Here is a 19,974-nt window from a genome sequence, read left to right as displayed (position 1 = left end):
GCCCGTTGTCGGGGAAAGCTTGTATCGGCTTTTGTTTGCGACTACCTAAAAGAGGCGTCTTGCGAGGCGCCACCCATGGAGATTGGATGTCAGAGATTGCGTGAGCAGGCTCTCTGAAGATCAGAGAGCCTTGAATACATGAACCGGTGCCTCAACGGGCGCCCGATGACGTGTGTTTAATTCACGAGACAATCTCATGGTACGGAACTATTCCGCCTTCTTTCCTTCACGCCCGAAAACCAATGGGCCGGACAAGATCCTATCGCCGCTGCAGACGCTAGGATGGCAAGCCTTTTTCGCGCAACAGATCAGTGCCGACGAACTGACGGCAACGCCGCCTGTGCGGGTGGTCGAAGTTCATCGAAACGCCTTTCATGTGGTCGGCGAGAGCATCGACGAGACGATCCTGCCCGTAAGGGACGCGACCGTAGGCGACTGGCTGCTGCTGGACAGCGCCCATCCGGCATCAAGCCGGGTGCTGGACCGGTTGAGCCTGCTCAAGCGCCGCGCACCGGGAACGGATCGTCAGATCCAGCTTATCGCCGCCAACATCGACACGGTTTTCGTGGTGTCCTCCTGCAATCAGGATTTCAACATCGCTCGTCTGGAGCGATACATCGCGCTCGCCCTGGAAGCAGAGATCGCTCCTGTAATCGTCTTGACCAAATCCGATCTGGCGACCGATCCGGAAAACTATGTCGATCAGGCCCAGGCGATTTCCAGTGCGGTTCCGGTTGTAACGCTGGACGCGCGCGGTGACGAGCCGGGCGTGAAACTGGCGGACTGGTGCAAACCGGGCAAGACGGTCGCCTTCCTGGGGTCGTCCGGCGTCGGCAAGTCGACCCTTGCCAATGCCCTCTCCGGCACGGAAGACATCGCCACACAGGCCATTCGTGAAGACGACGCCAAGGGCCGTCACACGACGACCCATCGGCAGCTTCACGCGGTGCCGGGCGGCTGTCTGGTGCTGGATACGCCGGGTATGCGGGAACTTCAGCTCACCGATGCGGCTGCGGGGATCGATGATCTGTTTTCCGATGTGTCCGGCCTTGCCGCCCGGTGCCGTTTTTCGGACTGCCGGCACGAAACGGAACCCGGCTGTGCGGTTCGGGCAGCGCTCGAGGACGGAACCCTCGAAGCCGGAAGGCTGGCACGATGGCGAAAACTGAAGGCGGAAGAAGCCTTCAACTCTGCCAGTCTGGCCGAACGCAGGTCCAAGGACCGGGCATTCGGCAAGATGGTGCGCAATGCCATGAAAGAGAAAAAGCAGAAAACCAGGGGCCCGGAGTAGCTGGTCACGAGGGCTGCGGCGCTGGCAAGATGATCAAATTCAGGGCCGGGGTCCGCCCGGTCCTGGATTGACGTCCTTCTGCGCTTCAGGAACGGCAGAGCGGTCACAGCGACAACCGCATATGAACGATCCGCTTGTCACCGCGCTGTTCTTCATGGGTCTCAGCGAACCCCGCCCGCTGGTACCAGGCCCGGTTCTCATGCATCAGGATGTTGGTATAGAGCCGGATTTCGGCCAGTTGCAGGTCCGCGGTGCGTTGCCGTGCAAAATCCAGCAACTGCCTCCCATGGCCCTTGCCCTGCTCGGCGGGATCGACAGCGATGCTCTCGATGAGGAGATGATCCGGTTGCCTGATCAGCACGAGGCTCGCGGCAAGAGCGTTGCCGGAGCGTAGAACCCACACCTCGTCATTGCGTACATGAGCGGCATAATCCGCGGTCATGGGCACCGGCACGGCGCCGATGACCGGGATATAGTGTTCGTAGGCGCGCCGGGCGAGTTCGCGCAAAGCTTCGGCATCCCCGGACTTTGCCCGAGTGAGGCCATTTGGGCCGGACAGGGCGTCCATGCCGTGTCAGGGCCTCGCCTTCATGAAGGATTCAAAATCGGGAGCTCCCTCCGGCATGGTTTCGGTTCTGTCGAAACAGCCGAACGTCCCGCCGTCCTTCATGTCTTCTGCAGCTGCAATAAAGGCGTGATAGGCAAGCCGGGCCAGGCCCGCCCCGATGGACACGCGGGTAACCCCCATGTCGCCCAGCTCCTTGCGGGTCAGGTGAAAGTCCTTGCGGCCGGCCAGAATATTCACCGGCGCACTGACCTTGGCCAGAACCGCGGTGATCTGGTCCTTGTTCTTCAGTTCCGGTGCGTAGACGCAATCAGCGCCCGCTTCGGCGAAAGCGTTGAGCCGCTTGATCGTCTCGTCAAGCTCATGCTGCGTCTGCACGGGGCCTTCGCTGCGGGCGGTCAGGACGAAATCCGGCGCGAGCCGCTTCTTGACATCCGCGGCCGCCTTGATCCGCTCCACCGCCAGCTCCAGATCGTAAAAGGGATGCTTCGGGTCGGTGGAGTAATCCTCGATGGAGCAGCCGGCGAGGCCAACCTCGATCGCCCCCTTGACCGTCGCCACCACGTCGTCCGGGCTGTCGCCAAACCCGTTTTCCAGATCACCGTTCACCGGAACGCTGGTGGCGGCGATGATATCGGCCGCATGACCGAGCGCATCGTCCCGCGTGATCAGCCCTTCGGCATCCTTCACCCCTTGAGTCCAGGCATATCCGGCACTGGACGTGGCCATCGCGTCGAACCGCAATCCATCCAGGATCCGGGCTGTGCCTATGTCGAAAGGATTGGGCATCAGAAACGCCCGCCCTCTTTCGTGAAGGGCTTTGAAGGCGGCGCGGCGTTTGGCTGGGGTTGGCATGGCCGGATCTCCCTAAAGTGGCATTTGCATTTAGATTACCGTTTAAGTTTAAATCGGCAATGCGATCCCTTTATGATGGGTGCGGGAATGCGCTGGTAAGATCCAGTTTAGCCAGATTAAGGGCGCCAGTTCGGAAAAAAGGTGGTTCCAGCGAAACACCTTGTCTTTGTGGACCCCGCGCCGTTTGATTGTGAAGACGCCAGCAGGCAGATCCAGGGAGGTAGCCATGCCGGAAGATCCCATGACACTTGCAGATTTCAGCGATCTGATAACAACGGTCGAACAGCTCGAAGCCCATGCCGGAACAGCACCTGAGAAGGTGAAAGTAAAGGAGGTAACGGCACTGGATGACCTGTGTCGGCAGTTCATTGCACGCTCCCCTTTCTGCCTGATCGCGACGGCTGATCCGCAGGGCGTGATCGATGTCAGCCCCAAGGGAGACCCGGCCGGCTTTGTCACTGTGGTGAGCGACACGCTGCTGGCGATCCCCGACCGTCCGGGAAATCGCCGCCTCGACAGCTACCACAATCTCCTGAAGGACCCGCGCGTCGGGTTGATTTTTCTGATCCCGGGCAAGGGCGAGACCTTGAGGGTTTCCGGCGAGGCTCGCATCGTCCGCGATGCCTGGCTGCTGGAACAGATGGAAGTGGAAGGCAAACGACCCTCGATGGCGCTGGCAGTGCAGGTCACCCGGGCATTCATGCATTGCCCCAAGGCCATGATCCGCTCGAAGATCTGGCAACCGGAAAGCTGGCGCAATGCTGACGATCTTGGCGACATCGGTGATGCGATGATCCGGCACGGCAAGCTGAAACAAACCCCGGAAGCGCTTCTGGAAGAAGCCACCTCCGAAGGCTTGCTCAGGCTTTACTGATCAGCTTTTGCAGTTCGCGTGACCTTTGCCGCGTAGCAGCCCCGGCGTGCAAAATGCAGGTGAATGTAGTTGACATGCGGGTTTTCGAAGAAGGACGCGATGACACCGGCAAGCTCGCGGCCCTCGACCACTTCAGCGTCAACAATCTCGTCGGCCCGGTTGAAGGCGCGCACAGACAACAGGCGTTTTGCCACGGCATCGGGAACCGTGTCCGGATCCGGATGGTATTCTTCCGCGCCCTCGGCAACAAAGATCGCGTGCCGGGACCGGTAGGGGGATGCGCCCGGCTGATGTTCGAAATTCATGAGATAAACCCGGGTGCCTTTGGCAACATCGGCAAGCGATACGCGGCAGGGAAATGCGCCGTCCGAAATGTGCACCTGAATGCCTTCCTGCGCGAGTTCCGCGTCGCTCAGGCTGTTCAGGTGGGTGAACTCGGAGGCGGGTAGGGGCTCGATCTGAAACATGGTGTTGTCTCCTCAAAGGTTGTGAGAAGACCCTAGGCATCCAGAAAGGCTGAAACGACCCGATTTGCGAGCGCAACGATTTTCCCCGTCGCGCCTCTGTCAGGCCGTGTCTTTACGCCCCGCCCGTCGCGCCATGCCGAGGGATCTCGGCGCCGTTTCCTCAAAGCCGAACTGGGCATAGAGCGCATTTGCAGGCACATCGGCGATCAGGCTGACATAGGTGGACGGCGGAAACGCGCTTTCGATGTGGTCGGTCAGAGCTGCCATGATGCGCTTGCCGAGGCCCTGCCCCTGATAGCCGGGCAAGACGGCGATATCCGTTACCTGGACAAAACAGCCGCCGTCGCCGATGAGACGGCCCATGCCGATTGCTTCATTGCCGTCATAAAGCATCACGCAAAAAAGACTGTTCTTCAGGCCGATTTCCGCAGCTTCCCGGCCGTAGCCGCTCAGTCCGGAACTGACCCGCAGGCGCAGATAGGTCTCGACATCGGGGATGCGGGTTTTCAAGGTGATTGTCATGCAGGGTCCTGGAAGCGGCTGCAAGAAGGAAGGGAAAATGAGCCTAGCCGATTGCATGACTGCTCGCCACCATCACGCGGTGTGCACAGGGAGACAAGCCGATTGACCGTCGGTCTTGGCCATGTCTCCATGGCGCCAACCGGGAGACCAACGTGACAATAAAGATTGCCGCCGCCCAGACGTTCGTTACACCGGATATTACCGAAAACGGCCACGCTATCCGCAGAATGCTTCGCGTTGCCTCGAAGGAAAACGTCCGGCTGGTGGTGTTCTGCGAGGGAGCTCTTTCAGGATATTCGAAGGCGCAGATCACGTCACCGGAAGACTGGCGGCGCTTCGACTGGCCTCTGCTTGAGGCTGAAATCGATCTGATCGGCCATCTGTGCCGGGATCTCGGCGTCTATGCAGTCTTCGGCGCGGCTCATCCCGTCTCGGAAAACAAGCACCCTCATAACAGTCTTTACGTCGTGTCGGATCGGGGAGAGATCGCTGGCCGATACGACAAACGGTTTCTTTCAAACAGCGAGGTTGGCAGCTGGTACACGCCGGGCAGCGATCCGCTCACGGTCAATATCGACGGATATCGGTTCGGGTTCGCCATTTGTATCGAGGCGGCCTTTCCGGAGGTTTTTTCAGCCTATGAGCGCCTGAATGTGGATGCGGTTCTGTTTGCCTCCTACGGCATTACACCGCAATTCAGGCTGGCGCTGCAGGCATCCGCCTATACCAACTGCCTCTGGATTGCGGCTGCAACGCCTGCCCAGACGGCACACAAGGGGCCTGCATTCGTCTGCGGTCCGGAAGGGGACCTTGTCGCTGAAGCTGCGTCCGGTAGGGAAGAGGCCCTGGCCATCGCGCTTCTGAGTAAGGAAGACCCGGCCTACGAAATCGCCTTGAATAAGGCCCGGCCGTGGCGGCGGAAGGCAAGGAACGGCGCCATCTACGACGCGAAACGCGCGGCGGATATCGACTATTGACCCCAAGTCTGCCGATTGACATCCATGGCCGCACGCAAAGGATTTCTTGCCTTCCTGCTGCGTTCTAACCGATAACGGCAGGTGGCTGAGGACAATTGGCCGCGTACCGGAACGAACAGACTGAGCAGCCGTGGATTTTTTCAATCTTCAGCCAGCGGAATGGCAGGCCCTTCTCTTGACCCTCAAGGTCGCTTCTGCCGCCCTCGTCGTTGCGCTGCCGCTTGCTGTTCTGATGGCCTTCGTGCTTGCCCGTTACAGGTTCACCGGTCATGGCGCCGTCAACGCTCTTGTGCATTTGCCACTGGTCTTGCCACCGGTCGTCACGGGCTACGTGCTGCTGCTGACTTTTGGCCGAAAGGGCCCGGTCGGCTCGTTTCTGGACAGTGTCTTTGGCGTCACCTTCGCCTTCAACTGGACCGGCGCCGCGCTCGCTGCCGGTGTGATGGCCTTTCCGCTGATGGTGCGGCCCATCCGCCTTTCCTTCGAAGCTGTCGACCCGAAACTGGAAGAGGCGGCCAAGTCGTTGGGCGCCTACCGCCTGACAGCATTCCTTACGGTCACTCTGCCTCTTGCGCTTCCCGGCATTCTGGGCGGCGCCATCCTCGGCTTTGCCAAGGCCATGGGTGAATTCGGCGCAACCATCACTTTTGTCTCCAACATCCCTGGGGAAACCAGAACCCTTTCGCTGGCCCTTTACACTGCCACCCAGACGCCAGGTGGTGAGCTGGCTGCCTTTCGTCTGACGCTGATCGCGGCCTTTGTTGCCTTTGCGGCATTGATAGCGTCCGAAGCGTTTGCACGCAGGCTGCGTGCGCGCATGGGGGGTGGTCATGCTTGATGTCGACATCGAGGGTCGTATCGGTCAGCTGGATCTTGAAGCCCGCTTCGACAGCGGCAGCGGAGTGACATCCCTCTTCGGTCAGTCCGGAGCCGGCAAGACGACCCTTACCAACATGATTGCCGGGCTTCTCAAGCCGCTTAGCGGCCATATCGCCGTCAATGGCACAGTGCTGTTCGACGCGGGAAAAGGCATCGACCTTCCGGTTCAGGCACGCAGGATCGGCCACGTCTTTCAGGATGCCCGGCTGTTTCCGCATCTGAGCGTCGCCTCCAACCTGACTTATGCGCGCTGGGCGGGCCGCAGACCGGGCACACGGGACATGGCCGAGGTGGTCGATCTGCTGGGGTTGGGCGGGCTTCTGGAGCGCAAGCCCGGAACGCTTTCTGGCGGCGAGAAGCAGAGGGTGGCCATCGGCCGGGCGCTGCTGTCGGACCCGCGACTGCTGATCATGGACGAGCCGCTGGCCAATCTCGATCAGGCGCGGCGCAACGACATTCTGCCCTATCTGGACCGTCTGTGCGTGGAAGCGGGGATCCCGATCCTCTATGTCAGTCATTCCATCGAGGAAGTGGCGCGCCTGTCGAACACGCTCGTGATCCTCTCCGATGGTCGCACGCCGGCTTTCGGGCCGGTCGCCGACATGCTCGCCCGGACAGACCTTGGCCGGGCAACCGGCCGTCATGAGGCCAGCGCGCTGCTGGAAGGCACGGTTACCAGATACGACCCGGACTGGGGGCTGACCGATGTCGATATCGGCGGAGCCATCCTTCAGATTCCGGACATGGCCGCTGTGCCCGGCGACGCGGTGCGCTTGCGCATCCGGGCCAGAGACGTCGCTCTGGCCGTCGTGCCGCCGGAAGGCCTGTCCATCCGAAACGCCTTCCCGGCGACGATCAGCAGTATCTCCAGCGAAAAAGGTCCTTATGCGGAAATCCTGTGTTCCGCCAGCGGTCAGGTGCTGCGCGCCCGCATCACCCGAGCATCCGTCGCCGATCTGGATCTTTACACGGGCAAGGACGTGACGGTTCTGATCAAGAGCGTTGCCATCGACCGGCGCCAGCGTGCACCGGCTCTGGCGGATGCTGCCACTGGGGAGAACGCCGCTGGTTAATGCTCCGGCTTCACGCGGCGCGTGGCTTGTTTATACTGACGCTATGTTGCGCAAGAACAAGCGCCGGACCTGGCGCAGGCTGAAGATCGGTATCGGAGCGGCGGCGATCGTGTCGACGCTCGCCTTGATGTGGCTGACAGGGCTTGCCAGCTTGCGGATCTCGCTTGCAGAAGTGGAAACCGGTGCACGGGCGAATCTTGCGGTTCAGACCGCCGTTCTGGAAAGACTTCTCGACAAGTTCCGTCTGCTGTCACCGCTGTTGGCACGAAGTCCGGACATCGGACAATTGCTGATCAAATCCGGCACGCCGGAAGATCCCGGCATCGCCGCAATCGCCGCCGGCATGTCGGGGGCGGAAGAAATCTGGCTGATGGACCGGCAGGGCAAGGTCGTGATTTCAAGCCAGGATGGTGTTCCGGTCGGTTCGTTCGGCGGGTCGGAACGGATCGGAGAGGCTTTCGAGCAGGCCTTGCAAGGCCAGCTTGGCCGGGAGCTTATTCCCGGCACCCCCGAGGCGGTCTCGAATTACGTGTTCGCGTCGCCCATGCGCAGGAACGGCGCTGTTGTGGGTGTGCTCGCGGTTCGGGTCTCTCTGGAAGATGTCGAGCAGGCCTGGGCCCTCAGCAAGGAACCGCTGGTCGCACTGGATGGCAACGGCCAGATCGTTGTCACCAATGTTCCGGCATGGCGTGGCAAGCATATGGACGAACTTTCGCTCGGCCGTGATATTGCCGACATGCCGATGGCGGAGCGCATCGAGGTGCTGCTGCCAGTGTCCCAGACCTCAGACTATTATCTGCAACTGACCGAGGATCTTGCCGTTCTGGGCTGGCAGGTCAGAACCCTGGTAACGGTGGAGGAGGCGCGCCTGCGCTCCGGCTGGGCCATGCTTGTCGCGCTTCTGGTGTGTGTGATTGCCACCGGTGGGGTCGCCATCCTGATCGTCCGCCGGGAAGAATTCATGCGTCAGGAGCGGCGCAACCGGGCAAGCGCGCTGCGTCTGGAGCGTCGCGTTCAATCGCGGACATCCGATCTGCGCCGCACCAACGTTCTGCTGGAACAGGAAGTGGCCGAACGCGAGCAGGCGGAAGCCGACTTGCGCCTGGCCCAGGCCGAACTCGTGCAGGCCGCCAAGCTGGCCACGCTCGGCCGGATGTCGGCGGCGCTCAGTCACGAATACAATCAGCCTCTGGCGGCCATCCGCTCCGATGCGGAAGTGGCGGGCATGCTGATCGAACGGGGGCGGGCGGACGAGGCGCTCGGCAATCTGTCCCGGATCGAAGGCATGGTCAGCCGCATGGCTGAAATCGCCAAGACGTTGAAAGGCTTCACGCGCAAATCCGGCACGGACATCAAGCCCGTGTCCCTGCGCCAGGTGATCGACGAGGCAACGCTGCTGCTGCAGCCTCACATCAAGCAGAGCAAAGTGCACCTCGACCTGTCTCTGCCGGCCGAGGACATCATCGTCAAGGGCGGACGCATCCGGCTGGAACAGGTGGTCATTAATCTCCTGTCCAACGCACTGGATGCGGTCAGCGGCAACGCCGTCACATTAGCCCGACCCGAAGTGCGTCTGGAGCTGAAGCAGGAGGACGGTGAGGCAGTGCTGACGATCAGCGACAACGGCCCCGGCATCGATGCCGATGTCCTGCCGCAGATCTTCGATCCGTTCTTCACCACCAAGGATGTCGGCGCCGGGCTTGGGCTGGGCTTGTCGATTGCCTACAAGATCGTTCATGACTTTTCCGGATCGCTGAAGGCGGCAAATCGGGAGGGCGGCGGTGCGGTTTTCACCATGCGCCTGCCAGTGGCCGACGAGCATGCTCTTGCAGCGGAATGAAACGAGAGAGACGTTTATGGATCATGCGACCGTCCTACTGATTGACGATGAAGCGGACCTTCGCGGCTCCCTGAGCCAGGGGCTGGAGTTGTCCGGCCAGGCCGTATTTGCAACCGGTGAACCGGAAGAAGCCCTGGAACGGATCAATCGTGGCTTTTACGGCGTGCTCGTCACCGATATTCGCATGCCCGGCACGGACGGGTTCCAGGTCATGAAACGGGCGTTCGAGATCGATCCGGCCCTGCCCGTGGTGCTGATCACCGGTCATGGCGATGTGCCGCTGGCTGTCGAGGCGATGCGTGCCGGTGCTTACGATTTCATGGAAAAGCCCTTCTCCGTCTCACGCCTTGCCTCCGTGGTGGAACGCGCGCTCGAGAAGCGCCGACTGGTGCTGGAAAACCGCAAGCTGCGCGAGGAACTGGCAGACCGGACAGGCCTGGAAAGCCGTCTTGTGGGGCGTACCTCCGCCATGGAACTGCTTCGCCGCAATGTCACGGCCCTGGCGGCAACAGACGCCGATGTGCTGATACTGGGGGAAACCGGCTCCGGCAAGGAAGTGGTTGCCCGGGCGCTGCACGACGAAGGCCCCCGCAGGGAAAAGCCTTTCGTTGCACTCAATTGCGGGGCACTGCCTGCCGAAATCATCGAATCGGAACTTTTCGGCCACGAGAAGGGCGCCTTCACCGGTGCCAGCGGACAACGGATCGGCAAGCTGGAGCATGCCCATGGCGGTTCCGTGTTTCTGGACGAAATCGAATCCATGCCGCTGGAGCTGCAGGTCAAGCTGCTGCGCGTGATCGAGACCCGCACCATCGAGCGGCTCGGCTCCAACAAGGCGATTGAACTGGACGTGCGTTTCATTGCGGCCACCAAGGAAGATCTGGAGACCGCCGGCAATGAAGGCCGGTTCCGGCTGGACCTGTTTTATCGGCTCAATGTCGTCAATGTCGCCATTCCGCCGTTGCGGGACCGGCTGGAGGATATCCCGCTGCTGTTCAGGCATCTGGCTGTGGAGGCCCGGGCGCGTTACCGGCGCGAGATTCCGGACATCAATGAGGAGTATCTCACCGAGCTGATGGCGCGGGACTGGCCTGGGAATGTCCGCGAGCTGCGCAATGTCGCCGACCGGTTCGTGCTTGGTGTCGAACTGGTCAAGGCGCCCACCAACGGCTCCGGATCCACCCTGTTCGATCAGGTGGCCGCCTATGAGCGCGCGCTGATCGTCGCCGAACTGAAGCGCAACGAGGGCGCCATCAAGCCGACTTACGAGAACCTTGGGCTTTCCCGAAAGGCGCTCTACGAGAAGATGCGCAAATACGGCCTTGGCAAGGACGAAGCGCTTCCGGCCTGACGGGGTGCACTGGACCATGTCATCCCTGGGCGAACAGGGATGACAATACACATGGGCCAAGAAACACATGGGCCGAAAAAGTTTTGCGCCATGTCACAAACGGCTGCCCCTGATCGTCAACCCAGTGTCACATCCTGAAACTTGACTGGAAGACACTCATGACGACGTCCAATGCCATCAATCACTATGAAAACGTCCCGGATATCGTGAAGCGGTTTGCTGCCGCCAGTGGCGAAATCGGCAAGGCGGGGCTGGAGCCGAAACTGCGGCATCTGGTCGACCTGCGCGCCTCGCAGATCAACCAGTGCGCCTTTTGCGTCAAGATGCACACAAGGGAAGCGCTCGACGCGGGTGAGACCCAGGAGCGCCTGCAGCGGCTTACGGTCTGGCGCCACGTCGATGACTATACACCGGCGGAAAAGGCGGCTCTTGCCTGGACGGAAGCCTTGACCAGCCTCGACATTGACACGAACTATGAGGCCTTGCGCAGCGAATTGCGCCGCCATTTCGAGGATGCCGAAATCAGTGCGATCACTGCCGCGGTCGCCATGATCAATCTTTGGAACCGGATACAGGTATCGAACCACTGAGATGAGTGACGTGCCAGGCATCGATGTTTTCGAGACGGTCCGTCCGAAGTTGCTGGGGCTGGCTTACCGCATGCTCGGCTCCATTGCGGATGCCGAGGACGCGGTTCAGGACACCTATCTGAAATGGCAAGCCACGGATCGCATGACCATTTCAAGTCCGGAAGCATTCCTTACCAGGGTCTGCACCAATTGTTGCCTGGACGCTCTCAAGGCCGCTCACCGGAAACGGGTCGACTATGTCGGCCCGTGGATTCCGGAACCGCTGCAGTTTGACACCGGCTCGGATCCGGAGACCGACCTTGACCGGGCGCAATCCCTGACGACGGCATTCCTCCTGCTGCTGGAACGCCTGAGCCCCAGGGAGCGCGCCGCTTACCTGCTGCGCGAGATCTTCGCAAAGCCATATGACGAAGTTGCCGAAACGCTGGGGGTTACGGAACAGGCCTGCCGTCAGCTCGTGTCTCGGGCGAGCCGGCATGTCCAGGAACCTGCCTCCCGCTTCGTTCCGCCGGCCGACCATCAGGACCGGATCCTGTCCGCCTTTCTGACCGCGATTGAAACGGGCTCAACGGATCACCTGACAGGCCTCCTCGCTGAAACCGTGCAGCTCCAGTCCGATGGCGGCGGCAAGGCAACGGCCATGAGCCGGGTTCTCAAAGGGCCCGACGATGTGGCCCGCTATGTTGTTCTCATTCTGGGCCGCCTCTGGGAGCTCCGCCAGATCGAGATTCTGGATCTGAACGGCACGCGCGGCCTCGTTCTGTTCCACGGCGAAGAGATCGTGACGGCTGTCATGTTTGGCTATGATACCGACGGTCGGCTGGAGCGCATCTACAACATGCGCAATCCGGACAAGCTGTCGCGCCTCAAGGTGAAATTACGCCATGACCGGTCGTCGGGTGCCATCTGGCACTGACATTTAGGCACGAGAAAGCTCAAAATATGACGTAGCGCCCAGAAAATGTGTCGATTTCGACACATTCAGTTTGGCGCCATGTGTCTGACTCGACCCATGATCGAAACTCTCGTTTGGTCAGTTTCACTTCTGGAATTTTGTTGACTGGCAGAAATCCGCGTTTTTTACTGCGATTGCAGCAATTGGCACGGAGATTGCCAATAGGTAGACGACCAGCGACCGTGCTGTCCGGCCCGAATGGCCGTCATACTGAAATGTCTGGGAGGACATCCGATGAAAAAATTCGCTCTCGCCGCAGCAACCGCGGCGTCCCTGGCGCTGTCCGCAAACGCTTATGCGGCCGATGCTTGTGATGACGGTGAAATCGTCATCAAATTCAGCCACGTGGTTGCCGCAACCGGCCACCCGAAAGGCGACGCTGCCACCCTTCTGGCGGAACGCGTCAACGACGAGATGAACGGCAAGGCCTGCATGCAGGTGTTCGCGAACTCTCAGCTGTTCGACGACGACAAGGTTATGGAAGCGCTTTTGCTGGGCGATGTTCAGCTTGCAGCTCCCTCGCTTTCCAAGTTTGAGGCCTATACGCTGAAGTTCCGTCTCTTCGACCTGCCGTTCCTGTTCCAGGACCTCGGCGCCGTCGAGCGTTTCACCACCGGTCCGGACGGCAAGGAGCTTTTGAACTCCATGACCGACTACGGCTATCAGGGCCTCGGCTACTGGGCATCCGGCCTGAAGCAGTTCTCCGCCAACAAGCCGCTGCTGCTGCCTACCGATGCAAAGGGTCTGAAATTCCGTGTCCAGACCTCCGACGTGGCTGTTGCCATGATCGAGGCCCTGGATGCCAATGCCCAGAAGCTGGCCTTCAAGGAAGTCTATGGCGCACTGCAGACCGGTGTTGTGGATGGTCAGGAAAACACCTGGTCCAACATCTACACCCAGAAGTTCTTCGAAGTGCAGGACGGTATCACCGAAACCAACCACCAGCTTCTGGCCTACCTGCTCGTCACTTCCGACGAATGGCTGGACAGCCTTGAGCCGGACGTCCGTGAACAGTTCATGACGATCGTGGAAGAAGTCACCGCCACTGCAAACGGCAATGTGGCAGCTGCGGAAGCCAAAAACCGCCAGAACATTCTGGATGCCGGTGCCACCATTCGTGAGCTGACCCCGGAGCAGCGCAAGGCTTGGGTTGAAGCCATGAAGCCGGTTTGGAAGAAGTTTGAAGGCGACATCGGCAAGGACCTGATCGACGCCGCCGTCGCGTCCAACAACGCCAGCTAAGGCTGATCTGACACTTGGAAGGGCCGGATTGTCCGGCCCTTCCTTCTGCCAAGGTCCTTCTACCGCCCGCGCACCCATGCCGGCGGCCACGCTGATAAACAAAGGCCAATTCGGGGGAAACGCATGCAACGCGTCGACAATTGGGTCACGCGCTTCGAGGAAGGTGTACTCGCCTTTCTTCTGGCGGCGATGACCATCGTATCCTTCACCCAGGTGGTGGCGAGATACGGCTTTAATTCCGGCTGGACCGGTGCCCTGGAATTCACACGTATCCTGTTCGCCTGGCTGATTCTGTTCGGCATGAGCTATGGCGTCAAAATCGGTTCGCATCTGGGTGTTGATGCGGTCATTCGCCTGTTTCCAAAGCCGGTGTTCAGGGCTGCTGCCGTGTTTGGCGCTCTCTGCGGCGTCGTCTATGCGCTTACCCTGCTCTGGTCGGGATGGCTGCATATCTTCGGTCTGGATACCAGAGGCGGCGCCATCGACTACTGGTCGAAGATGTACAAGATCGGCATCGGCCTTGATGACCTGCGCTATCCCAATTTCTTAATCGAAACCTTCGGCATGCAAGAGCGCGTGCAGCGCTGGGTCGCCTATCTGATCCTGCCCGTTGGTCTGTTCCTGTTCATGTTCCGCTGCATCCAGGCGGCCTGGCAGATCATTATTGGTGAGCGCGAGATGATGATCGCCGCGCATGAGGCGGAAGACCTCGTCGCCGAAAACAAAGACGTCTTGAAGGACTGAGGCCGGGTAAATGGAAGCAGCAATTCTCTTTATTCTCGTCCTGGGCTTCTTGTTCCTGGGCGTTCCGATCTCCATTTCGCTTGGGCTATCCAGCGTTCTGGCGATTGCCATATTCTCCACAGATTCTATCTCGTCGGTGGCTTTGCAGCTGTTCACGGCGTCGCAGAACTACACGCTCCTGGCGATTCCCTTCTTCATCCTGGCCTCGGCCTTCATGTCGACGGGGGGTGTTGCCAAGCGCATCATCCGCTTCTCCATCGCAGCCGTCGGCTCGATCCGGGGTGGTTTGGCGATTGCGGGCGTCTTTGCCTGCATGCTGTTTGCCGCGCTGTCAGGGTCCTCGCCCGCAACCGTGGTCGCAATCGGCACCATCGCCATCGCCGGCATGCGGCAGGCAGGCTACACGAAAGAGTTTGCCGCAGGCGTCATCGCCAATGCCGGTACGCTCGGTATCCTGATCCCGCCGTCCATCGTCATGGTGGTTTATGCGGCCGCAACCAACGTCTCCGTCGGCCGCATGTTCCTGGCGGGCGTTGTGCCGGGCCTGATCGCCGGTCTGATGCTGATGATCGCCATCTATGTGATGGCGCGGGTCAAGAACCTGCCGGCCCAGCCGTGGCCGGGCTTCAAGGAAATCTGGCACGCCATGATGGAAGCGGCCGTGGGCCTGTTCCTGATGGTCATCATTCTGGGCGGCATCTACGGGGGTATCTTCACCCCGACGGAAGCTGCAGCCGTGGCCGCCGTTTACGCCTGCCTTGTTGCCCTCTTCGTCTATCGCGACATGGGTCCGCTTAACGGTATCACCTGGGTGCAGGAAATGGACGGCCCGCTGGGGCTCGCCGGTTTCAAGACCATCACCTACGGCTTTTCAGCTATGTTCGCCTGGTCGGGCATCGCTGCGCTGGCTACGGAAAGAATGGGCTTTTTTGGCATCGACAGTGCCATCGTCCTGATCGCCGCGTTGATCGGCTATCCGCTTCTGCGTGGCCGCGTCAGCCCTGCAGAGCTGCCGTCGATCTATAGTGTCGGTGTGAAGATCTGGGGCCGGAATATCGCACTGATTGTCTGGAAGTTCTTTCCAGCCGTATTCCACAAGGACACCAAGAAGGTGATGGTGGACGCGGCCAAGACGACCATCATGCTGATGTTCATCATCGTCAACGCGTTGCTGTTTGCCCATGTGTTGACGTCGGAGCGAATTCCCCAGACGATCACCGACTGGATGGTCGGAGCCGGCTTCAACTGGTTCACCTTCCTGGTGGCGGTCAACCTGCTGCTGCTGCTTGGCGGCCAGTTCATGGAACCGTCCGGCCTGCTCCTGATCGTGGCACCGGTGGTGTTCCCGATCGGCATGGAACTCGGCGTCGATCCGGTTCACCTCGGCATCATCATGGTCGTGAACATGGAGATCGGCATGATCACTCCACCAATCGGGCTCAACCTGTTCGTCACATCGGGGATAACGGGAATGAGTCTTGTGCAGGTGGTCAAGGCGGCGGCGCCGTTCGTGCTCATCCTGCTCCTGTTCCTCGTCATGGTGACCTACATTCCGGCCCTTTCCACGTGGCTGCCGTACAGCCTCATGGGACCGGAAATCATAACCAACCAGTAAGGGTTTGGACCATTAGAACACTCAAGCGGCGGGCATTGCCCGCCGCTTTTTTGTTTGCCGACCAGATGCCCAGCCCACATGTCTGGCGCCCGCCCTTCTCCTCACCACCTCTTCCTTCGGGACAGCGCTCACGCGCTTCCTCAGGATGAGGTGTGGTGAGGAAAGGCTGAAAGCGAGGCAGAGCGACGGAACAAAAAAAAGCCGGCCCTCGGGACCGGCTTGAAAGGCTCTGCTGAAAAATCGCCTAGACGATGCTGCCAAGCTTCATGGCAACGCTCATGTCGCCTTCCACCTGCATCTTGCCGCCCATGAAGGCCGCGGTCGGGTTCAGTTCGCCGGAGAGAAGGTCATCGAGGTCTTCTGCCGACATCTTGATGGTACAGTCTGCGTCGGCGTCTTCATTGGAAACGCTGGAACCTTGCAGGAAGATGACGCCGGTCTCGCCGAGATCGAACTTGACGGCTTCTTCAATGCCGCCACCGGCCACCTTTGCACGGACACCTTCTGTAAGCTTTTCCAAGGACATGTCTTTTCTCCCGTTTGAGTTGGGCCGGAGCCTGTTGTTTCCCTTTCAAGCATGACGTTTACGTAATCGTCAAGAAGGAAATGTCAAGCATCCTCCGGTTCTCGTGGCCGAGCCGTCAGTTCCGGCAGGCGATCGCGGGATCATGTCAGATTTGCCGGGGAGCGGACAATTCAAAACATCCGCTCCGTTCAGCGATAGAAGTATTGAACGCCGCACCAGGGCTGGTTCGGCGTTCAAAAACCGGACAGTCGAAGCTGCAACGGCTCAGTGATTGTCCCGGGGCAGGCCCTTGGTATGCGCGACGTCCTGATATTTGACCGCCGGTTCCAGCACCATGCCCTTGTCGAACTGGCCAATCATGGCACGCTGGATCTCCTGCCAGGGTGTCTGGCTTTCCGCAACCTTGAAGCCACCGGCCGCCTCCAGATCCGCACGGCGCTGCGCGAGTTCCTCGTCGGAAATGAGGATATCGGCGGTGCCTTTTCTCAGGTCGATACGCACCTGGTCACCGTTTTTCAGCAGAGCCAGCCCACCCATGGCGGCTGCTTCCGGGGAAGCGTTCAGGATGGAGGGCGAGCCGGAAGTGCCCGACTGGCGGCCGTCGCCGATGCACGGCAGTGACGTGATCCCCTGTTTGATCAGGGCAGCCGGAGGCTGCATGTTGACCACTTCCGCACCACCGGGATAGCCGATCGGGCCGGTGCCGCGAATGAACAGCATGCAGTGCTCGTCGATCTGAAGATCCGGATTGTCGATATTGTCGTGATAGTCCTCCGGCCCTTCGAAAACCACGGCGCGGCCTTCGAAAGCCTCCGGATCGTCCGGATTGGACAGATACCGGTCGCGGAATTCTTCCGAGATCACGCTGGTCTTCATGATCGCGCTATCGAACAGGTTACCTTTCAGATTGATGAAGCCGGCCTTTTCCTTCATCGGCATGTTGAAAGGCTTGATCACGTCCGGCAGATCGGTGACGACGCCGTCGCAATTGTCGCCAATGCCCTTGCCGTTGACGGTGAGCGCTCCCGGATGCGGCAGCTTGCCGTTTCGCATCAGCTCGGCCACGACAGCGGGAACCCCGCCTGCGTGGAAATAGTCCTCGCCGAGATAGTCACCGGCCGGCTGCAGGTTGACCAGCAGCGGCACGTCATGGCCGATCTCCTGCCAGTCGTCGTTATCCAGCTCGACACCCAGATGCCGGGCAATGCCGTTCAGGTGGATGGGCGCGTTGGTCGAGCCGCCGATGGCCGAGTTGACGACAATCGCATTCTCGAAAGCTTCGCGGGTCATGATGTCGGAGGGTTTCACGTCCTCTCGTACCATGTCGACAATGCGCTTGCCGGTTTCATAGGAAATCGCACCGCGCTCCCGATAGGGCGCCGGAATGGCGGCAGCACCTGGAAGCTGCATGCCAAGAGCCTCGGCCAGCGAGTTCATGGTCGTTGCCGTGCCCATGGTGTTGCAATAGCCGACGGAGGGCGCGGAGGAGGCCACCAGGTCCATGAAGCCGTTGTAGTCGATCTCGCCTGCGGCAAGCATCTGGCGTGCTTTCCAGACAATGGTGCCGGAGCCCGTGCGCTCGCCCTTGTACCAGCCGTTCAGCATCGGTCCGACGGACAGCGCAATGGCCGGAATGTTCACGGTCGCCGCGGCCATCAGGCAGGCGGGGGTGGTCTTGTCGCAGCCGATGGTCAGCACGACACCGTCGATGGGATAGCCGTAGAGCAGTTCGACGAGACCGAGATAGGCCAGGTTCCGGTCCAGGGTCGCGGTCGGGCGCTTGCCGGTTTCTTGAATCGGATGCACCGGAAATTCAAAAGCGATCCCGCCGGCGTCGCGGATGCCTTCCCGCACGCGCTTGGCAAGTTCCAGATGGTGGCGATTGCAGGGCGAAAGATCGGATCCCGTCTGGGCAATGCCGATGATCGGCTTGCCGGACTGCAGTTCTTCACGCGTGAGTCCGAAGTTCAGGTAACGCTCGATATAGAGTGCCGTCATGCCCGGATTGTCGGGATTGTCGAACCAGGCGGTGGACCGCAGTTTTGGTGTCTTGGTGTCGCTCATGTCGCCTCATCCCTCAATGCACTCACAAAGTGTCACGAGCCGATAAACACCAGCACCAAAGGGCTGTAAAGGCGCTCAACCGCAAATTTGGTTCCACATTTCGAGACCGCCTGGGTCACTTGTTCCGCTGCAGGGTATCCGCGACGGAAAACCGGGCAAACGTCCAGAGCACCGCCAGGCAGACCCCGAACACAATGGGCGCAGCGGACAGGGGCAAGACGGTGGACGCACCGCACAGGCCAGCGCAAAGCCAGAGGCCCGACAGAACCCGGCGGGCATGGACGGCCAGAAGGTTCCGGCGCATGGCCAGCGCCTTCAATGCGGGAAAGGCGCCGATGTCGTCCGTGTCGCTGACTGCAAGGGGCGTGTTTCCGTCAACAGGGCTACCAGTTTCGGGTGCTATCCCCTGACGCAACTCCAGCGCCATGCGATCCTGAGACAGGGTCAACACCAGAGGGGCCGCATCCGGAAAGCAGCGGGAGGCCACTTCGGAGGCTGTTTCTCCCGGTTTCGGACTGTCGGTCAGCTCCAGGCCAAGCATGCTAGCCAGTGCGCGGCGGGTGTTGGGGTTGTCGCCGCTGAAAAGCCACGGCACAAGGCCTTCCTTGCGCAGTGCCATGCCGGCAACGCCCGCGTCCTGACGCAGTGTCCCTTCCAGACCCAGCACACCGACGACGCGCCCGCCGACGGCGACACGCAGCACCGTCTTGCCATCGGCCTCCAAAGACCGGGCAATGGCATCTGCGGTGAAGCTGTCGATCTTGAGCCGCTTCAAAAGGTCCGTTGTGCCGATCACCACCGTCTGCCCGCCGAGCAGCGCGACAACGCCGAGCCCCGGTGTCGGTTCGAATCTGTCCGGCATCTTGAGGCCAACCTGCCACTGGCTGGCGAGTTCACGCAGGGCCAGGGCGACAGGATGGGATGATCCGGCTTCAGCCGAGGCGGCGACAGCCAGCAGCGTTTTCGGGTCGTTGTTGAACGCCATGACATTGGTGACCATCAGGCCTGGTCCGGACATCACGGCGGCCTTGTCGATCAGGATATCGCGGGCCTGGGCGATCCGGGTAAAGGTACCGGGTGCGATATCGCGGGCGCCTGCCGCGAGTGCGGCCTTGTGAAAGACCTTGTCCGCAAATGCATTGATGCCATCAATAAGCTGGGGCCAGGAGAGCAGCAGCGCAGCGGCCAGCGCCACCGGAGCCTGATTTCGGTCGAGGATCCACCACCAGGCAGCTGCCGCCAGAAGCCCCAGCAGGGCGGACCAGGCGGCTTGCGGTACGCCGCTGAGATCGCCCCTTGGCGGCAGCAGAACGACGCCAAACGCCCTCAGCACCATCAGGAAAGCAGCGGCGAGTGCCGGAGCATTGGCCTGGGGGGAAGCCGGGCCCGACAGGAGCAGAGCAGCCGAAACGGCAAGCAGTGCACCGCTGGCCAGCGCCGTGACCAGCGACAACGGCCGGCCAACTGACGTGTTGAGGGAGAAGGAGAGACCCAGAAGGGAAAAAATCGAAGAAAACATGCTGAAAAATAAGGCGCTGCGAGAG

At 60.7% G+C, this 19,974-nt stretch carries 19 protein-coding genes; 12 read left to right on the top strand and 7 right to left on the bottom strand.

Annotated features, from left to right (window positions below):
• The first annotated feature begins 196 nt into the window (after window positions 1-196).
• Window positions 197-1,291 carry a ribosome small subunit-dependent GTPase A gene (gene rsgA / locus FMN63_RS06925; RefSeq protein WP_148583228.1) on the top strand — a complete coding sequence of 365 codons (1,095 nt, stop codon included), beginning with the start codon at window positions 197-199 and terminating at the stop codon, window positions 1,289-1,291.
• 103 nt (window positions 1,292-1,394) lie between these two features.
• Here the strand turns inward: rsgA and FMN63_RS06920 are convergent, their stop codons facing one another.
• Together FMN63_RS06920 and FMN63_RS06915 are read right to left on the bottom strand one after the other, a co-directional pair.
• The gene (locus FMN63_RS06920) at window positions 1,395-1,859 is read right to left on the bottom strand and encodes a GNAT family N-acetyltransferase (RefSeq protein ID WP_148583227.1); all 465 of its coding nucleotides are present in this window, start codon (window positions 1,857-1,859) and stop codon (window positions 1,395-1,397) included.
• Window positions 1,860-1,865: 6 nt separating this feature from the next.
• Entirely contained in the window at window positions 1,866-2,711 is an 846-nt protein-coding gene (locus FMN63_RS06915; protein ID WP_148583226.1) for an isocitrate lyase/PEP mutase family protein, read from the bottom strand.
• A 226-nt stretch (window positions 2,712-2,937) separates the two neighbouring features.
• Here FMN63_RS06915 and FMN63_RS06910 point away from each other — a divergent pair, with 226 nt between their 5' ends.
• Window positions 2,938-3,585: a pyridoxamine 5'-phosphate oxidase family protein gene (locus FMN63_RS06910; protein WP_209000988.1), complete on the top strand. Its 648-nt coding sequence runs from the start codon at window positions 2,938-2,940 to the stop codon at window positions 3,583-3,585.
• Here the strand turns inward: FMN63_RS06910 and FMN63_RS06905 are convergent.
• Both FMN63_RS06905 and FMN63_RS06900 read right to left on the bottom strand, forming a co-directional pair.
• Window positions 3,579-4,052 (bottom strand): DUF1203 domain-containing protein, encoded by a 474-nt coding sequence (locus FMN63_RS06905; protein ID WP_148583225.1) that lies wholly within the window; start codon window positions 4,050-4,052, stop codon window positions 3,579-3,581. The genes FMN63_RS06910 and FMN63_RS06905 overlap by 7 nt on opposite strands.
• A 99-nt stretch (window positions 4,053-4,151) precedes the next feature.
• Window positions 4,152-4,574 carry a GNAT family N-acetyltransferase gene (locus FMN63_RS06900; protein WP_148583224.1) on the bottom strand — a complete coding sequence of 141 codons (423 nt, stop codon included), beginning with the start codon at window positions 4,572-4,574 and terminating at the stop codon, window positions 4,152-4,154.
• A gap of 152 nt (window positions 4,575-4,726) precedes the next feature.
• Between FMN63_RS06900 and FMN63_RS06895 the strand changes: the two genes are divergently transcribed.
• The 10 genes from FMN63_RS06895 to FMN63_RS06850 all read left to right on the top strand — a co-directional run bounded on the left by FMN63_RS06895 (window position 4,727) and on the right by FMN63_RS06850 (window position 15,840).
• Window positions 4,727-5,551: a carbon-nitrogen hydrolase family protein gene (locus tag FMN63_RS06895; protein ID WP_205513900.1), complete on the top strand. Its 825-nt coding sequence runs from the start codon at window positions 4,727-4,729 to the stop codon at window positions 5,549-5,551.
• A 130-nt stretch (window positions 5,552-5,681) separates the two neighbouring features.
• Entirely contained in the window at window positions 5,682-6,389 is a 708-nt protein-coding gene (gene modB, locus FMN63_RS06890) for a molybdate ABC transporter permease subunit (protein WP_148583223.1), read from the top strand.
• Window positions 6,382-7,503, top strand: a complete 1,122-nt coding sequence (gene modC, locus FMN63_RS06885; protein ID WP_205513893.1) for a molybdenum ABC transporter ATP-binding protein — start codon at window positions 6,382-6,384, stop codon at window positions 7,501-7,503. The genes modB and modC overlap by 8 nt, the downstream gene beginning before the upstream one ends.
• Window positions 7,504-7,546: 43 nt before the next feature.
• Window positions 7,547-9,343, top strand: coding sequence for a sensor histidine kinase (locus tag FMN63_RS06880; protein WP_148583222.1), 1,797 nt, complete (start codon window positions 7,547-7,549; stop codon window positions 9,341-9,343).
• Window positions 9,344-9,359: 16 nt separating this feature from the next.
• A complete protein-coding gene (locus FMN63_RS06875) occupies window positions 9,360-10,694 on the top strand; it encodes a sigma-54-dependent transcriptional regulator (RefSeq protein ID WP_148583221.1) in 1,335 nt (444 codons plus the stop codon).
• A 158-nt stretch (window positions 10,695-10,852) separates the two neighbouring features.
• Window positions 10,853-11,284: a carboxymuconolactone decarboxylase family protein gene (locus FMN63_RS06870; protein ID WP_148583220.1), complete on the top strand. Its 432-nt coding sequence runs from the start codon at window positions 10,853-10,855 to the stop codon at window positions 11,282-11,284.
• Between the two features lies 1 nt (window position 11,285).
• Window positions 11,286-12,200 carry an RNA polymerase sigma factor SigJ gene (gene sigJ, locus FMN63_RS06865; RefSeq protein WP_148583219.1) on the top strand — a complete coding sequence of 305 codons (915 nt, stop codon included), beginning with the start codon at window positions 11,286-11,288 and terminating at the stop codon, window positions 12,198-12,200.
• Between the two features lie 273 nt (window positions 12,201-12,473).
• Window positions 12,474-13,481 (top strand): DctP family TRAP transporter solute-binding subunit, encoded by a 1,008-nt coding sequence (locus FMN63_RS06860; protein WP_148583218.1) that lies wholly within the window; start codon window positions 12,474-12,476, stop codon window positions 13,479-13,481.
• Between the two features lie 123 nt (window positions 13,482-13,604).
• Window positions 13,605-14,225, top strand: a complete 621-nt coding sequence (locus FMN63_RS06855; RefSeq protein ID WP_148583217.1) for a TRAP transporter small permease — start codon at window positions 13,605-13,607, stop codon at window positions 14,223-14,225.
• Window positions 14,226-14,235: 10 nt separating this feature from the next.
• Window positions 14,236-15,840, top strand: a complete 1,605-nt coding sequence (locus FMN63_RS06850) for a TRAP transporter large permease (protein WP_148583216.1) — start codon at window positions 14,236-14,238, stop codon at window positions 15,838-15,840.
• A 244-nt stretch (window positions 15,841-16,084) separates the two neighbouring features.
• Here the strand turns inward: FMN63_RS06850 and FMN63_RS06845 are convergent, their stop codons facing one another.
• From FMN63_RS06845 to FMN63_RS06835, 3 genes are all read right to left on the bottom strand, one after another.
• On the bottom strand, window positions 16,085-16,366 hold the full coding sequence (locus FMN63_RS06845) for an SCP2 sterol-binding domain-containing protein (protein ID WP_148583215.1): 282 nt from the start codon (window positions 16,364-16,366) through the stop codon (window positions 16,085-16,087).
• 264 nt (window positions 16,367-16,630) lie between these two features.
• Window positions 16,631-18,430: an IlvD/Edd family dehydratase gene (locus FMN63_RS06840; RefSeq protein ID WP_148583214.1), complete on the bottom strand. Its 1,800-nt coding sequence runs from the start codon at window positions 18,428-18,430 to the stop codon at window positions 16,631-16,633.
• Between the two features lie 115 nt (window positions 18,431-18,545).
• A complete protein-coding gene (locus tag FMN63_RS06835) occupies window positions 18,546-19,949 on the bottom strand; it encodes an HAD family hydrolase (protein ID WP_148583213.1) in 1,404 nt (467 codons plus the stop codon).
• Window positions 19,950-19,974 lie beyond the last annotated feature (25 nt).

The organism is Stappia sp. BW2 (genome assembly GCF_008107695.1).
Taxonomy (GTDB): domain Bacteria; phylum Pseudomonadota; class Alphaproteobacteria; order Rhizobiales; family Stappiaceae; genus Roseibium.
Note: the sequence above shows the minus strand (reverse complement) of the source record. Positions and strands in the feature narration are given on the sequence as shown.